Consider the following 14,471-nt stretch of genomic DNA (forward strand, 5'->3'; position numbering starts at 1 on the left):
GTTCTTGGTAATTGGAAATGTGAAACCGTAACGCAGAATGGAAAATCCATGTTAAACCTTTCGACAAAAATAGAATCAATAAAACAATTAGCATTTCCGAAGCAAAGAAATAGCGATTTCAAAAATATAATTTAAAATGCCGCCATTCTGTATTTTATGGCTTAGGATGGTGTATAGCATTTCTAACGGTGTTAACCATGATTTCGTTCGGCCACATATGGTCATGGTAACGTAAAGGTATCGCATAACCAGGTAATTTGCGGTTAACCATAAAGTCAATTTGCTCACCGGTATCAGGGTTTAAAAAATCCATAATGACATTTTCTTCATCTGAAAAAGGAATTTCATCAAGGACAAAATTTTGAATTGGGAAATTTTCAGCCATACATCGTTCGATACATTGCATTAAATATAGCTTATAAAAAATCCCTTTTCCGCACAGGCCATCTCTATCTACACGCTGTGCTATAGACCGTATACCCAAAGATTTCAATGTAATCACCTGTCCTTTCTTTATCGTTCTACCTCGAAACCGTGCGTTTCACCGCTCGCACAAGCGTTGGACTTTCAAAAAGATTATCCCGGTTTTTCCAAGACTGTTCATAATGCGCAAAACATTGGGCGCAATTTCGGGCAGTAGCCTGTTAAATTGCGAATTCCAAGGTGCAGGCAGAGAAGGGCAGCCCGCCGGCTGCCCTGTGAGATGTGATTATTGGGTGGTTATCGTTCTTCCCGGTCACGCTTTCGCTTCTTCCGTGCCTGTTCAAGAATCACAGAAATATTATCTTCATTCAATTTACCAGGGTAATTATTGTCAAACGCCAGTAGGACTTTTTTGGACTGCTTTTCGTTTTCCCTAATGGCGTGATAGACCTTTTCATAATCACCACTGCCAAAAGCATCGTCAATAAATTTCCGAGAAACGGCGGGGATTTCCACGCTTTCACCGTAAAGCGCAGCTATTGCCTTGTCGATGGTTTCTCGCATGATTGGTTGTCCGGCTTTTTGATGTTCCCATAAAACCCCCGCCACGTCTGACAGGTCGTTTTTGTATTGTCGTCCACTCATCAGCTTCATGGCGATAAGATACTCGGCAGTAACTGTCCGCACCGTCAAAATATTAGAAAAGGTCTTATAGTATATTGACACCTCAGACAGCTTATTTGAATAGGAGTTTGTATTGCGGAAGTCCATGTTGAGCCAGCCGTTCGGCAGCCCTAAGCGATCACCAACACGGTTGACCGCCTCTTTCATCGCGGAAGATGCCACAATTACCGCATCAATGTCATAGGTCATTTCGCGAAAACCATAGTTGGCCAATATAGCCGCGCCGCCAATCAGTATAATTTCGGCAGGCATTGTCTTTCCATTCAAGTGGCGAAACTCTTTTGCAAGCTCTTTCAAATAAGCGTTGAGGTTTTCTTTGGTAAATGGCGCGTTAGCAGACATCCCGCACCTCACTTTCCACAATGTTAAACCGTCTAAATTCAGGGATTGCATTGGCATAGCTTTCCCGCTTAGGTTTATCGCTACGGCTAAGCACACTCATTGCGATGACGCTGGCAGGGTAAATTGGCTGCCGCAACTTCGCGCTGCGGATGTCGCTATATTCGGCACAAGCGGGTAAGCCGTTTTCACGGCTGAGATAGTCAACCATCGCCAGCAAATAGAGGCTTTCTGGATACCACCCTCTTTGATACATTTGTCGGATTTTATCCGATTCCAATGTTTCAATGATGAAATCCATATCGCCTATATCCTTAACCCGATGGCAGACATTGCTCTTAAAAGTTTCAAAACTTTGGCGGTATTCCATGCAATCCACCACCAAATCCTCCATTGTTACGCCCAGAGCCTTAGACAGCTTATACAACGTGCCAGCCGCGCATTTTTCAATCCTTGCTTTGCCCGTAGTAATGTCACTGATCGTAGCAAAAGGCACACCGGCGTTTTTTGAAAGTTGGTATTTGGTCATGTTCCTTTGCTGCAAAACCTCATTGATATTCATATCCACCCCTCCATCAATATTATAACGGTTTACCGTTATAATATCAAGTGGATAAGAGAAAAGGGCGAGAACACCAAAAATCAGCCTGGGAATGAATCGTTAAGATAAATAAATACTGTAAGACAAATCACATAACGATAACACATCGAAATGAACGCCTTCGTAAGAAGCGTTTATAACCTCATGTAAATCCGACAGGCTAATATCGCATGGCTCATAATCAGACACATCGACCATGCCTTTGTCTTTCGCACTGTCCTTTAATCTGCTGATTCGATACAGCCACCACTCGTCCTCCGAAATTTCAGCGTGATGCTGGGCATCAAGTTCCACCAATATTTTTCCTTTCGGAAATTTAAACCTCAAAGGGGCGTTAGCTGCTTCTTCCGGACTTGTCCACCATGGCGGCGTTTGGATTCTGATAATGTATTCCTCCAATTGTGTGTCACAATACAAGCCATACAGCTGCGGAGCGGAGAGTTTTTTCGATTTCATTTTATCGTTCCCCCACTGTATGTGAACTAACTACCCGCAAGGGCGTAGCTTTTCGCGGCAGGCCATCCCGGATTTTGGCACGGTTGCCCATAATGCGCAGAATATTGGATGCCAGCTCAGCCGGCTGCTTGTCATACCGCAGACGGTCATGCGGCCAAGTCCCATGCGTGTGATTAATGCCATTCAGCAGCTTGATACCACGCGCGGGAGGCTGCCAGAGAGCCAGATTATGCGTGTAATCATCAAGGAGAAAATCGTCCGGGCGTACGCCTCCGGGAATATGCTCTTTTTTGTCCTTACCACACGGCAGAAATATGCGATGCGCCGTGTCGATCTCCGGCAGGTATTTATCCAGCCACATATTCTTTTCAGTCAGTGCGTAAGGGCTATCCGACAAAAACGCGGACAAAATGAAAACCTCGACTTCTTTGCTCTGGATGAGCTTTTTCACTGCCTCCACGACATTTTGATGCGGAGCAAGATTGAGAAAATAGCCCCGTTCATACAGGGTTTCCAAAGTATCTACGGGACGAAAAACGGCAAGCGTCCCATCCATATCCACAAATAAGCGTCTTTTCTTCATGTGATTTGTCCTTTTTACCTTTCCAACATATCGTGTTTGCGATGGGTATTGTTCATTTCCACACGACCCTGAGCCGCCACATTTTTATTTTTCGTGGCCTTCGGATGTGGCCGTTGGCTGACTCGGTCACACATGTAAAGGATATTTCCGATTGCGAAATGCATTTTCTGATGCGAATATGTGCCAAAAAACAGGCCGTGCGTTTTTAGCATGGCCTGTATCTGTGAATCCAATTGTTTGCTTTCCGTAAGGTTTTGCAATCGCCCCGCCTGTTGGAAAGTGTCCCCACGTCGAACGAGCATGTTGAAGTTCGTCATACTTTGGTAAGCTTCCAAAACGGTCTTTTCAAATGCCGGTGTTCGGTTTTTCCCATATACCAGAGAATTGAGCAAGGGGGCATCTGTCACAATCACCTCCACTTTTCCCAACAGACGGTCGATTCTATGACGTTGTTCGGAAAAAACATGTTCTTGGTCGGCAAGCAATTTGAGATTTCCGTCCCACACCAGTTCCTTCGCATACTCAGGGACATACTCAACATTTAAGCCTCGTTTTTTCAACTCACTGGCAACCTCCCACGCACAGGTCGTCTTGCCAGCTCCAGGGCCGCCGTACAGATTGACTACGACTGTCTTAATAGATTCAGGCATTGGCACGCCCACATCCTTTCGATCTCAGCGATGTACTTAAAAAACGGATAAAATTGCTGTGGAACCACGGCATTCCCTAAACATTGCAGCCGGTCAATCCTGTCAGGAACGCCATTAGCTATTCGCGGGATGTTGACGGGCTCGTCCAACCAATAGGATAACCCATCAGCCATTCCACCCACTCCGGGTTTAGCTGACCGCCCACATCCGTTCGGAGACTGCGGTGATTGTTTCCACCTGTCGTCCCCTCCGCGTCCGCTGCGCACGGCGTTGTCCACATCTCCCGCAGTAATGCGCCCGGCAAACTGTCGCGCTCTTTCTGACTGGGTGGCAATGTGGAGTTTTTCGCATCCTGAGCCGTTGGCGTGGGTAACAGTTGGGCCGCTTGAATCAGTTTCATCGCATGACGGCTTTGCCCTGTGTATTCCTTGCCTTTCAGGTTCCCGCAGGTCGCATCGAATTTGGTGGGGGTAGGATACATTCTTACCGCCCCTGTTAGCGTCAATATTGGATGGTCGTGTCTGCCTTGACTGTATTGGTATGCCCCTGATTCGTTTGATCTCGGCGTCGGCCACAACTTGGCCGCCATTGGCCATTCCGGCTTCCCGCTGCTGTCCCGCTGATTTAGCCCGCCGTGTGTTGCCACTGTTACGGTTGGCATCGGCCACAACTTCACCAAACCGCTCAGGTTCGGTTCGCCGCGGCTGTTCACGTACATCTTCCGGTTTGCCGCATCGGAGGCCACCGGTGTTTTCCATAGCGTCGGTTCGGTACCCGATGATACACAGGCGGGCACGCTGATGCGGGGTATCGACGCCGCAAGCCGGTACAACAAACGGCTGGACGTCATATCCGGCGTTTTCGAGATCTTGCAGGATACCCTCGAGCAGCATCTTTTCCTGTTGTACAAGTACCGAATGGTAGTGGTCTTCTCCCGCGTGGCGGGCAATTTCTCTGCCCGCCACTTGAGGTGAACCGACCGGCTCCGCCATAGAGGTGAGGCCAGCAACATTTTCACCAACAACCCAAGTGGGCCGGATTTCCGACACAACACGAAGCATTTCTGGCCAGAGGTAACGGTCATCCGCCTTTCCTTTTCTCTGGCCAGCGACTGAGAACGGCTGGCATGGGAATCCCCCGGAAACAATGTCAACTGTCCGCAGACCTGTTTTTTCATAAAAATCACGCCCTGTTAATGTATGGATGTCACGCCACCGTGGGACATGAGGCCAGTGCTTTTCAAGCACTTTGGTCGGATACCCTTTCCATTCACATTGTCCCACTGTCCGAAAACCAGCCATTTCACCGGCGATATCCAAACCGCCAATACCGCTGAATAGGGACAAGTGTGTAAGCTCGTTTATTTCCTGTTGTATTTTCGTTCCCACAATTGAAGACCCTCACGTGCTTTTCCCATTCTTTGAATCCGATGAGAAAGCTGGTTGATTGTTTTTTGGACATCCATAAGGGCCGAAGCGTAAAAATAGCCGTTCTGATTGCTGCATATTGGATAGCCGTTGCAGCGCAGACTGTTTACAATTTCTCTAAGGGTTTGACCCTTAATATGTAAAGAACGTTCCAACTCGCGGCTTGCGATTTCATTGCCGAAGCCCACATGGTATTCTTTTAAAAAAGCCAGAACACGATCTTCCGTCATATCGTCTTACCTCGCCAAACTATGGCTGTGCCGCGGCTGCTGTTCCCGCCGCGATGGCGGGCGAAACGCCTGTTTCAGATAGTCTGCCGCTTTAGTATAGCCGTGTCTGGCAACCCTTTGAATTAAGTACAGCCCGTATTTTCTGGAATCGTTGTCCATATGAATCAGCAGTAATTGCCCGTACTCATAAGTGGCCGCCAAACTGCCGCCGGCAACAGCGTCCTTGAGATAGGTATAGCCTTGTTCAAAATCGCTGTAATTCTTTGCCGCACAGCCAAGCAGCCGCCACAAGCGGTATTCGGACGGAACATGCCGCAGTTTTGCGGCAATCTGGTAATATTCGACCGCTTTGGCCGTATCCTGAAAGCAGCCCTCGCCGTTCTCATACATCCGGCCTACGCGATAGCAGGCTGCCGCGCCGGACAGCACGGCATCATATTCCAAAGCGTTGTATAGCTCCTGGTTGCGAACGGTGTTCGCCATAATTTCCGCATCATCCATGGAATTGCGAAATGCTTTGGTGAAATATTCATCCGCCAGATACACATTTTTACGGACACCGTTTCCGTCTCGAAACATCTTCGCCAGCTGGTACTGAGCTGCCGCGCGGCCTGCGTCGGCAAACAGGCAAATCCTCTTATATCGTTTCAGATCGGCGGCGGACGGGGGAGTATCCGATATAGGCGCTGTATTTTGTTTATACAATGAAGACATAGCAACATCATCCTCCGTTATCGTTCCGGCTCATTATGGTGGCGCCGTTTTTCCAGCGCGGGCGGTTCCCTGTACGGCGTCATCTTTTCAAGCTCCTCCCGTTCGGGAGGCAAATTATCGATCACGCCGTCAATCATGTCGTAATTCTGTTCCATGGACAGTTTGGCGCCGCGCAGGTAGTTTTCCGGTTTATCCAGACGGCAAAATGCCGTAACCGTCCCGTCCGTAGCCCGAATCGGCAGATAAGGGTTGCCGTAGCCCCAATAGTTTCCATAAGCGTCTTTGGCTTCTTCCGGCAGAATCGTACCGTCAAATAAAACAAACCTCGGCTTGCCGGGGTGATCATGTCCGCCTATTGTATAAGGAATTTGCCGGTATCGAATGGGGATCTCCGGACCGGCGGATGGGAAGGGTTTTTTCGCTGTTTGTTTATCCATGCTGTTTTCCTTTCCTTGTGGGAAATGTCAATTCAAAATGCGGCCGTAATTTTCCCTCCTTTCCAGCCTGCGTTGTCAGAACGACGGTGGCGCTGTAGGTTTTGCCGGTACGGGCAGAAAAAAGTCCGGTCAAGTCCGCACTTCCTTTTTTCAAAAGTGCGGTCGCAACCGGGCGAGTCAGCTTTTTCTTGGAGGCGGCAAAAAAGCGGTCGTCTTTCCAAAGCGCGAATCCACAGGCCGGCGTATCGTGGTAACCGGAGCAGCAGAACCCCTTGTCTGTTTCAAAAACCGGTTTCCCGCACCAAGGGCAATCTCCAACCGGCTCGTGCTTGCCTTTTTCGACGGGAAACGGGTTGCTGTCCGGCGTCTTTTTAGACGCTACCAGCTGTCGGGCCATGTCTTCGATGCCTGCCATAAATGTGGCCGAATCTCCGTTTCCATGTGCAATATCCGCCAGTTTCGCTTCCCACTCCGCCGTCAGTTTCGCGGACGTCAGAATTTCAGGCAAAACCCCCGCCAGTAAGACCCCTTTTTGTGTAGGAATCAGATAAGATGTTTTGTTGTTTTCGCTGGATTTTTCCCGCTTCGCTAATTGCTTCTCAAGCAGTTTTTCAATCGTGGAGGCGCGTGTTGCGGAAGTCCCGAGTCCCTTCCGTTCCACATCCGGGATCTCCGCAAAGTCCTCCGAGCCGGCGGTTTCCATGGCGGCGAGTAGTGTGTCTTCTGTATAACGCTTTGGAGGGGATGTAAATCCTTTGTGCAGGGCAGCGTGGACGGGACGCAGCACCTGCTGTTCCACCAGCTTCGGCAACTCGGTTACTTTTTCTTCTTTGGGCTTATCCCGTATGGTGGAGAGATGGGCTTTTTCGATGACTTTCCAGCCGGCATCCGTGACAACTCGTCCTTTTGCATGAAAGTCCCTGTCCGCACAGGCCAGCATCACGGTAGTTTCCGCATAACGGTGCGGCAGGCCCACGGCGCAAAAAAGGCGCGCGGCCACCAGATGCAGCACATTCCGTTCACCTGTGGGCAAAGCGGTCAAGTCCACTTTTGCCGCCTCTAAAGTGGGGATAATGGCATGATGGTCGGATACCTTGCTGTCATTGATAACCTGTGCCGGCTGTATGGCCAAGTCCAACTCACTCGCGAACGGGGGAGCTGGCGTAAGCGCTTGAATCAGTGCGGGAACTCCCGCGCCCGCGTCCTGTGTCAAATATCGACTGTCCGTCCGGGGATAGGTCGCCAGCTTCTTTTCGTATAACGACTGCATGTAATCCAACGTCTGATTAGCTGTATATCCATACAACCGGTTAGCGTCACGTTGTAAAGCCGTCAAATCGTACAACTTTGGGGGTCTGGACGATTTGTCTTCCCGGCGTACGGTTACGACCAGTGCCTCACCTTGGGTCCCACAAGCCTGCTCCAGCGCGCGGGCATCTTTCAATGATGAAATCCGGTCGCTCGACGCTGAGAACCCGCCGCAGTCCAAGTCAACCGTGTAAAAGGTTTCTTTTACAAAACCGGTAATTTCCTTTTCCCGCTGCACCAAAAAGCACATGGTAGGGGACATGACGCGGCCAACGCTCAGCGCGCGCTCATACAGTACGGAGAAATAGCGGGAACCGTTCATGCCGATCAACCAGTCCGCGTGTTCCCGGCACAGCGCGGCAGCGTACAAGTTATCGTAGGCACTTCCGTCTTTCAGATTCGCAAACCCGTCCGCGATTGCCTGCTCCTCCATGGAGGAAATCCAAAGACGCCGAAAGGGCTTTTTGCATCCGCAATATTCATAAACGAGCCGGAAAATCAGTTCGCCCTCGCGTCCGGCGTCAGTAGGATAGTTCCGGTAGGTGAGTGACGTTTACGTTATATCGTACCGACGAATTTGTAGTAGATTTGCAGCTTCTGCACCCGTTCGCCATCGATGGTCTCGGGTTCATGTACTACAATCCGGTCGATTAAAAGATTCAGAATTTTGGCAGACAATTCCTTGATTCCAGCGTATTCTCCGATGTCGCTCACAAACTGTTCCACATCCGCAACTTTAGCGCGGATATCGGAAAATTCCGCTTTCAAAACGGTAAGCCGGGTTTCAATGGACTTCTGCTCCTCATCATAATGCCGGGAAAGCATTTGGAACCGCTGCTCGGGAACGATCTTCCGGGACAAATCCTCATAAAGCTGGATATACAGCCGATCAATCTCCTTCGAGCGTTTGGTAAGCTGCGCGTATTCCCGCTGCAAGCCGCTTTGGTCGGCGGCGAACTGGCCGTCCATCTTGCTCACAATGCTTTCCACCATCGCGTGCCGGTTCGATACCGCCGCGCGTGCGTGCTTCTTGATGTCCGCCAGCACGGTGTCCCACAGGGTGCGCGCCTCAATAACATGGGGCGTGCACAACCGCCGCCCGAATTTGCGGTAGGTGGTGCAGGTGTAAAATGTCTGGTCAATCACATTGTCCCGTTTGCGGCGGTGTTCCACCTTGATGAGCAGCGTCCGCCCGCAATCCGCGCACCGTACCAGCCCACGAAAGATGTTATCATAGCTGCTGGGGCTTTCCTGCATGACCGGCGGGCGGGACTTGAGTATCCGCTGCACCGCGTCCCATTCATCTTGCGGGATGATCGGCTCATGCGTGTCGCGGATGATTTCACGCTGGCCCATCGGGATATACATGCGCTTGCGGGACTTCATGCTGTGCGTCGGACGCTTGGTAATTTCCAGATGCCCGGCATAGGTGGGGCTCTTGAGGATCATGTCGATGTAGCTGTTGGGCCAGTCGTACAACCGACCTTCCAAATTCACGGATTGGAATAGTTCCGGCTTGTACGAGCAGGGGCGCGGCTCCTTGTCCTGATACAGCTGCATGGCAATCCGGTGCAGCCCCATCCCTTGCAGCGCATAGTCGAAGATACGCCGCACCACCGGGGCGGTGCGCTCGTCTATGACGAGGTGGTTGTGGTCTGCCGGGTCTTTGTTGTAGCCAAAAGGTGCAGTGGTTGCCATGTACTTTCCGGCTCTTGCTCTCGCGCGCATGGCGGAGCGGATTTTCATCGAAATATCTTTTGAATAAAGTTCGTTAATTATGTTACGAAATGGCGTAATATCCATTTGCTCATGGTTTGCGGAATCCACGCTGTCGTTGACCGCGATATATCGCACGCCATGATTGGGAAAAAAGATTTCGATGTAGGTGCCGGTCTCCAAATAGTTCCGTCCCAGCCGGGAAAGGTCTTTGGTGATGACCGTTCCGATCTTACCGTCGCGGATGTCCTGAATCATGCGCTGAAAGCCCGGCCGCTGAAAATTCGTACCGGAGTAACCGTCGTCCACATAGTACGTGCAGCTCAGGAAACCTTGTTTTTCAGCGTATTCCCTGAGCAGAACCTTTTGGCTCTGAATGCTCATGCTCTCGCTGGTATTGCCGTCGTCCCGGCTCAACCGGCAATAGAGCGCCGTTATGTAATGGTTGCCTGATTCTTTCCTGTTCATATTCCCTCCCAAATATCAACAGGAGCCAGATACTTTGTATTATAGTATCCGGCTCCGACATGTTCAAGGTCTGCAGACGCGCGCTGCCACTTTTTCCCGGATGGCACTTTCAGCAATGTCCTGAAAAACCTCGCGCATGTCGCGTTTTCCGATGTAAACCCGTTCCACGATGATGCGGGGCGCCGGTGCCCGGTGGTTTCTGCGATTGCGCTTCTTATCCAAAGTAGTCCTCCCAACGGTTAAGGTGTTTGATTGACAAAAAGAGGGGCAGTTGATACCGGATTGGTAACAACTGCCTTAAAGACTTGTAATTTCAAATTGGACAGTATATTCTTTTGAGTGTAAATAGGCCAATTTGCATACAGCGGGGATGAAAAAATGGTATTTCAAACGATTGGGGCTTTTTTTATTGTATTAGGCGTGTTGGTTGTCGTTTTAGGAATCGTTATATGGAAAAAGCAGAAATTAGAATGGATTAATCCACACTATAACGTAAAATTCCAGGACATTGGGGATTTTACACGAATATCTGGTTTTAGCACGATTGGCATGGGATTTTCTATGCTCATCAGCGGGGTGTTATGGTTATCGCAACTCGTTGGTATCGGAATTATCGTTTTCGTTATTTGCATCGCGCTCTCGCTTGCCATGTTCATAGCGGCTCAAATTAAATACAACAAATAGATCACAAATCAGCGTTCATATGAACGGCCCTGCGGACGCTCTAAACGACGCTCACGGGACTTGTCCCGCACCTCGGCGAGAATCCCGCGAACAAAGGCTTGAACGCGCTCCGGGGCGTACCTCATAGCCCGCTGGTAGTCCTCGGTATCCTGCATCAGCCGAAGCATGGACGGGGGCTGCTGCTGGCGCAGCCGCTGGATTTCTTTCTGATCGGCTCCGATCTGGCGTTTCTGGTCAAATACCTTGCCGCGCAGCACCAGCGTTTCCTTTGCGAGCGCTTTCACCTTATTCCAGTCCTCCGGCTCCAGCGTAACCCTGCTACCGAGCAGCGCCGGGCGGGCCATGCCGTTTATTTGCTGAGAAGAGGATTTGACCGTCTTGCTGCGCTGCTCCAACTTGGCAAGATAGGCGTCCATCTGCTGAATCTTTATATCCAGCCCATCGGCCTGCTGTTGATCCTGCCGGATTTTATAGTCGAGAACGGAAAGGTGTTCGGCGGTGCTGGCGCGTTGCCCACGCTCCAAATCCGTGTAACCCGCCGCCTGAATCTGATTGAAAAAGTAATCCTGCAAGGCGGAATACATATTGAGAAGAACAGGCTTCCCGTTCTCCCCATAAAAAGGGCGGCCCCGTTCATCCAGCTTTCTGCGTGCAGACCATTTCTTGCTGTGGCTGACTTGCCGGATGGTTTCTTTTACCGTTCCAACCAGCGATTTATCTTTGCACCGCTTCGACCAGCGGATTTCCTTGCTCACCACCGGCACATAGACCACATGCAGGTGATAATGGAACACATCCCGGCCCAACTGCTTGGAAAGGGACTTGTTGCGCTCGTCGGCGTGCATCACGGCGGAGAGAATGTATTGCTCCCCACCGGCCAAATCTGCGGCGATACGGTATGTCTCAGTGAAAAAGCGTTTGGCGTACTCATAACCACCGTGGCGGTCAAAATAGGCGGTGTTCACATCAAAGACCATCTCGTCCATAACTTTGGCGTCCGGCCTGAGGCCCCGCGTGCTGACGGTGCCGTCGGCCACCATTTTGTCGAACGCCTGCGCGTATGTACCCTCGCACCGCTTAAAATGAATGTTGAGATTGCTCCGTTCCGGCATGATGTCCGGATTACAGTAATGGCCGTTTTTTCGTTCATTGTGGCGTTCCCGGATGGAAATAGCCGCTTTCCGGTATGCCTGATTGCGGACGACTGTGCGGTCTACTTTTTGCATCAAAGCCTCCTTTGCGCCTAAATGCCGATCTCATCTTGCCGCTCTTCCCGAAAGCCGTTCCTGCCCCATTCGCGCGGCGTTTTGCTCCCGTTGGCACGCTCGCGCTTGTGGCGGTCACGGCGCTGCTTCCCCGAGGAGCATATCTCTTTCGGACGGTCATTCAATTTTCAAGTGGACCTATAATTCTGACAGATTTGAAGACCCCGGCCCGCATGTCCGTAAAGTCGGAAATCTGGCTGGAAACCGAAAATTTCCACGTTTGCGGAAAAGGTGTGATATAATAGGAACAAAAGCGGACTTCCTTTCGGAAAGGCGTGAGCGCAGCTATGAATACGGCCCTGACGATACAGGAAAAGCTGAAGGATTTGCGGACGGAGCGCGGGCTCACGCTGGAACAGCTCGAACAGCAGACAGGCATCTCCAAATCCGCCCTTGGCAGCTATGAATCCGAGGATTTCAAGGACATCAGCCACACCAGCATTGTGACGCTGGCGAGATTTTATGGCGTTTCCGCCGATTACCTGCTGGGGCTGACGGAAACAAAAAATCACCCAAACGCAGATCTGAACGATCTGCATTTGAGTGATGGGATGATTACGCTCTTAAAAAGCGAAGAAATGAATACCCGGCTACTGTGCGAAATGGCCGTACATAAGGACTTTCGGAAACTGCTGGCTGATATTGAGATTTACGTGGACGGCATTGCTGATATGCAGATACAAAACCTGAACGCGCTGGTGGACATGGTGCGCGTTGAGATCATGGAGAAATACCACCCCAGCGAGAATGATCCGCACATCCGTCTGCTAAAAGCCACCCATATTGAGGAAGATACCTATTTCAGCCAGATGGTGCATCGAGATATAAACGGCATTATCCGCGATATTCGGCAAACTCATAAGGGAGATAACACCAGCGCGCCGGATTTATCCATCGTAGATGAAATAAAGCACGGCATGGAAGAAGCAGCCCGCATTCAGGGCAGCGACAAAGAAAAGCGTGTGGTGATGCTATGCCGCCAGTTGGGGATTGATTATCATAAACTGACACCAGTAGAGTTCCAAACACTGATAAGGATTTTGCAAAAATCCAAGTATATGAGTGTTCCGAGAAAAAGACGCAGGAAGAAGAGAAGTTAGGCTTGAGGTTTCAACAGACCTTATTTTATGTAATAATGCAATTGATTCTATTTAATCCAAGGAGAATATAATGCATTTATTTAACGCCAGCTCACTATTTAATGACAATGCTGAAGAAGAAATACTTGATATTTTGAATGATCCAGAGAAATTGAAAAGGAGATTGATAGAAGCGAAGAAAAAGTTGCTAAAATCATATAATTTCGAAGCATATAATATACCACCAGATTTTACAACCACCTCTTATATAATTGCAGCAAATCATCTGACCGATTCAGATGCCCCGCTAATCATGAGCTATTATTATAAAGTAATGCATCAAGTAATGGATACTTACCCGGAATTATTTGTTTTTGCAAAAGAAAATTGCTTTAATGGTGTCTCTATACCAAAAGAATTGATACCAATATTGAAATTAGAAAAAGTAGTTTCAGTTGACCGCAAAAGCTCTGTCGGATCAATGGCAGCAATAAAATCCGCCAAAAAATGGTTTGACGAAGGTAAAAAACCAAAACACTTTCTGATATTTGCACAAGGAACAATCTTTGACATAAATAAGGATAAAGCAGAAGATATTGAGCGAGGTGCTTTCTGGCTGGCCAGATTATTGGGCATTTCTGTCTTACCGGCTTTTATCGAGCAAGCTGTTGAAGGGTCTGAAAATCGTTTGGCGTTTGGGCAGCCAATATCCATTTCGAAAGACTGCCGAAACTTTGATAACCATAAGCAATTATGGTTAAACAGAGTAATTGAAGCGCAGTATAAATTAGAGGCGATCACGGGAACTCCGGCAAGAAAAGCTGTACTTGACGAGGAGCATCGAACCAGAAAAAGATTTAAGCCATCTGGAACCGAGTAAATAGAGAGTGGTTGAACAGTTTTAGTCCCATTTGTTTTTTTAATGATACTTCACCTGTCCGTCTATCACCGGTAGCTTTCAGAAAATCAGTTTTCAGCGAACTTTCCGATCACAGTGAAGCGCAGCGTAAACGGGAGGCCCGCCCGTCAAATGCCCTTTTTCGAAAGGCATTTGACCCACTATGACACTTTCGCTACGCGAAAGATATCAGTGGGCTCTCCGAGGGGGATTTCGCCGCCTGAGGGCGGGTGATACATATTTATAACACTAAGAGAACATTGAAAATCGCACTTGTCCACATTTGTAGAACATAGACTTTATAGATTTTAATGTAAGAGTATTAGAAATCGTTGATACAAAAATAAAAAAGGCTTCAGATAAAACTGAAGCCGGAACAAAAAGAAAAAACGGTTAGTGTTTTCGTATTTCCTGAATAATCAGATATGTACAAGCAGAAATCAAAACCGCTATATAACAAATGCCTGATGATATTGCAGCGTAATAGGATTTATATACATCTGTAATAT

The 14,471-nt window shown here is 49.1% G+C and carries 16 protein-coding genes and 1 pseudogene; 3 read left to right on the plus strand and 14 right to left on the minus strand.

The window, feature by feature from the left end:
* Nucleotides 1–154 precede the first annotated feature (154 nt).
* The 13 genes and pseudogenes from ABF463_RS10905 to ABF463_RS10965 all read right to left on the minus strand — a co-directional run bounded on the left by ABF463_RS10905 (nucleotide 155) and on the right by ABF463_RS10965 (nucleotide 10,258).
* Complete coding sequence (locus ABF463_RS10905; protein ID WP_415533662.1) at nucleotides 155–493, minus strand: hypothetical protein; 339 nt, start codon at nucleotides 491–493, stop codon at nucleotides 155–157.
* 227 nt (nucleotides 494–720) lie between these two features.
* Entirely contained in the window at nucleotides 721–1,449 is a 729-nt protein-coding gene (locus ABF463_RS10910) for a DUF6036 family nucleotidyltransferase (protein ID WP_415533663.1), read from the minus strand.
* Nucleotides 1,439–2,008: a helix-turn-helix domain-containing protein gene (locus ABF463_RS10915; protein ID WP_415533664.1), complete on the minus strand. Its 570-nt coding sequence runs from the start codon at nucleotides 2,006–2,008 to the stop codon at nucleotides 1,439–1,441. The genes ABF463_RS10910 and ABF463_RS10915 overlap by 11 nt, the downstream gene beginning before the upstream one ends.
* 99 nt (nucleotides 2,009–2,107) lie before the next feature.
* The gene (locus ABF463_RS10920; protein ID WP_415533665.1) at nucleotides 2,108–2,503 is read right to left on the minus strand and encodes a hypothetical protein; all 396 of its coding nucleotides are present in this window, start codon (nucleotides 2,501–2,503) and stop codon (nucleotides 2,108–2,110) included.
* Between the two features lies 1 nt (nucleotide 2,504).
* A complete protein-coding gene (locus ABF463_RS10925) occupies nucleotides 2,505–3,086 on the minus strand; it encodes a 5' nucleotidase, NT5C type (protein ID WP_415533666.1) in 582 nt (193 codons plus the stop codon).
* 14 nt (nucleotides 3,087–3,100) lie between these two features.
* The gene (locus ABF463_RS10930) at nucleotides 3,101–3,736 is read right to left on the minus strand and encodes an AAA family ATPase (protein ID WP_415533667.1); all 636 of its coding nucleotides are present in this window, start codon (nucleotides 3,734–3,736) and stop codon (nucleotides 3,101–3,103) included.
* Nucleotides 3,737–4,272: 536 nt separating this feature from the next.
* A pseudogene (locus ABF463_RS10935) lies at nucleotides 4,273–5,100 on the minus strand (DNA cytosine methyltransferase); the annotation flags it as partial.
* Nucleotides 5,097–5,393 carry a hypothetical protein gene (locus ABF463_RS10940; RefSeq protein ID WP_415533668.1) on the minus strand — a complete coding sequence of 99 codons (297 nt, stop codon included), beginning with the start codon at nucleotides 5,391–5,393 and terminating at the stop codon, nucleotides 5,097–5,099. The gene ABF463_RS10940 and the pseudogene ABF463_RS10935, both read right to left, overlap by 4 nt.
* A gap of 6 nt (nucleotides 5,394–5,399) precedes the next feature.
* Nucleotides 5,400–6,107: a tetratricopeptide repeat protein gene (locus tag ABF463_RS10945; protein ID WP_415533669.1), complete on the minus strand. Its 708-nt coding sequence runs from the start codon at nucleotides 6,105–6,107 to the stop codon at nucleotides 5,400–5,402.
* Between the two features lie 17 nt (nucleotides 6,108–6,124).
* Nucleotides 6,125–6,544, minus strand: a complete 420-nt coding sequence (locus ABF463_RS10950; RefSeq protein ID WP_415533670.1) for a DUF4316 domain-containing protein — start codon at nucleotides 6,542–6,544, stop codon at nucleotides 6,125–6,127.
* Entirely contained in the window at nucleotides 6,537–8,285 is a 1,749-nt protein-coding gene (locus tag ABF463_RS10955; RefSeq protein WP_415533671.1) for a DNA topoisomerase, read from the minus strand. The genes ABF463_RS10950 and ABF463_RS10955 overlap by 8 nt, the downstream gene beginning before the upstream one ends.
* 125 nt (nucleotides 8,286–8,410) lie before the next feature.
* Nucleotides 8,411–10,036: a recombinase family protein gene (locus ABF463_RS10960; RefSeq protein ID WP_415533672.1), complete on the minus strand. Its 1,626-nt coding sequence runs from the start codon at nucleotides 10,034–10,036 to the stop codon at nucleotides 8,411–8,413.
* A 63-nt stretch (nucleotides 10,037–10,099) separates the two neighbouring features.
* Complete coding sequence (locus tag ABF463_RS10965; protein WP_415533673.1) at nucleotides 10,100–10,258, minus strand: hypothetical protein; 159 nt, start codon at nucleotides 10,256–10,258, stop codon at nucleotides 10,100–10,102.
* 156 nt (nucleotides 10,259–10,414) lie between these two features.
* Between ABF463_RS10965 and ABF463_RS10970 the strand changes: the two genes are divergently transcribed.
* On the plus strand, nucleotides 10,415–10,720 hold the full coding sequence (locus tag ABF463_RS10970; RefSeq protein WP_415533674.1) for a hypothetical protein: 306 nt from the start codon (nucleotides 10,415–10,417) through the stop codon (nucleotides 10,718–10,720).
* Between the two features lie 8 nt (nucleotides 10,721–10,728).
* Here ABF463_RS10970 and ABF463_RS10975 read toward each other — a convergent pair whose 3' ends face one another.
* Complete coding sequence (locus tag ABF463_RS10975) at nucleotides 10,729–11,946, minus strand: plasmid recombination protein (protein ID WP_415533675.1); 1,218 nt, start codon at nucleotides 11,944–11,946, stop codon at nucleotides 10,729–10,731.
* A 326-nt stretch (nucleotides 11,947–12,272) separates the two neighbouring features.
* Between ABF463_RS10975 and ABF463_RS10980 the strand changes: the two genes are divergently transcribed.
* Together ABF463_RS10980 and ABF463_RS10985 are read left to right on the plus strand one after the other, a co-directional pair.
* Nucleotides 12,273–13,085, plus strand: coding sequence for a helix-turn-helix domain-containing protein (locus ABF463_RS10980; protein WP_415533676.1), 813 nt, complete (start codon nucleotides 12,273–12,275; stop codon nucleotides 13,083–13,085).
* Nucleotides 13,086–13,155: 70 nt separating this feature from the next.
* On the plus strand, nucleotides 13,156–13,944 hold the full coding sequence (locus ABF463_RS10985; protein WP_415533677.1) for a 1-acyl-sn-glycerol-3-phosphate acyltransferase: 789 nt from the start codon (nucleotides 13,156–13,158) through the stop codon (nucleotides 13,942–13,944).
* Nucleotides 13,945–14,471: the final 527 nt, after the last annotated feature.

The sequence above is a fragment of the Ethanoligenens sp. genome, assembly GCF_047718355.1.
In the GTDB taxonomy this organism is placed as follows: Bacteria; Bacillota; Clostridia; order Oscillospirales; family Ethanoligenentaceae; genus Ethanoligenens.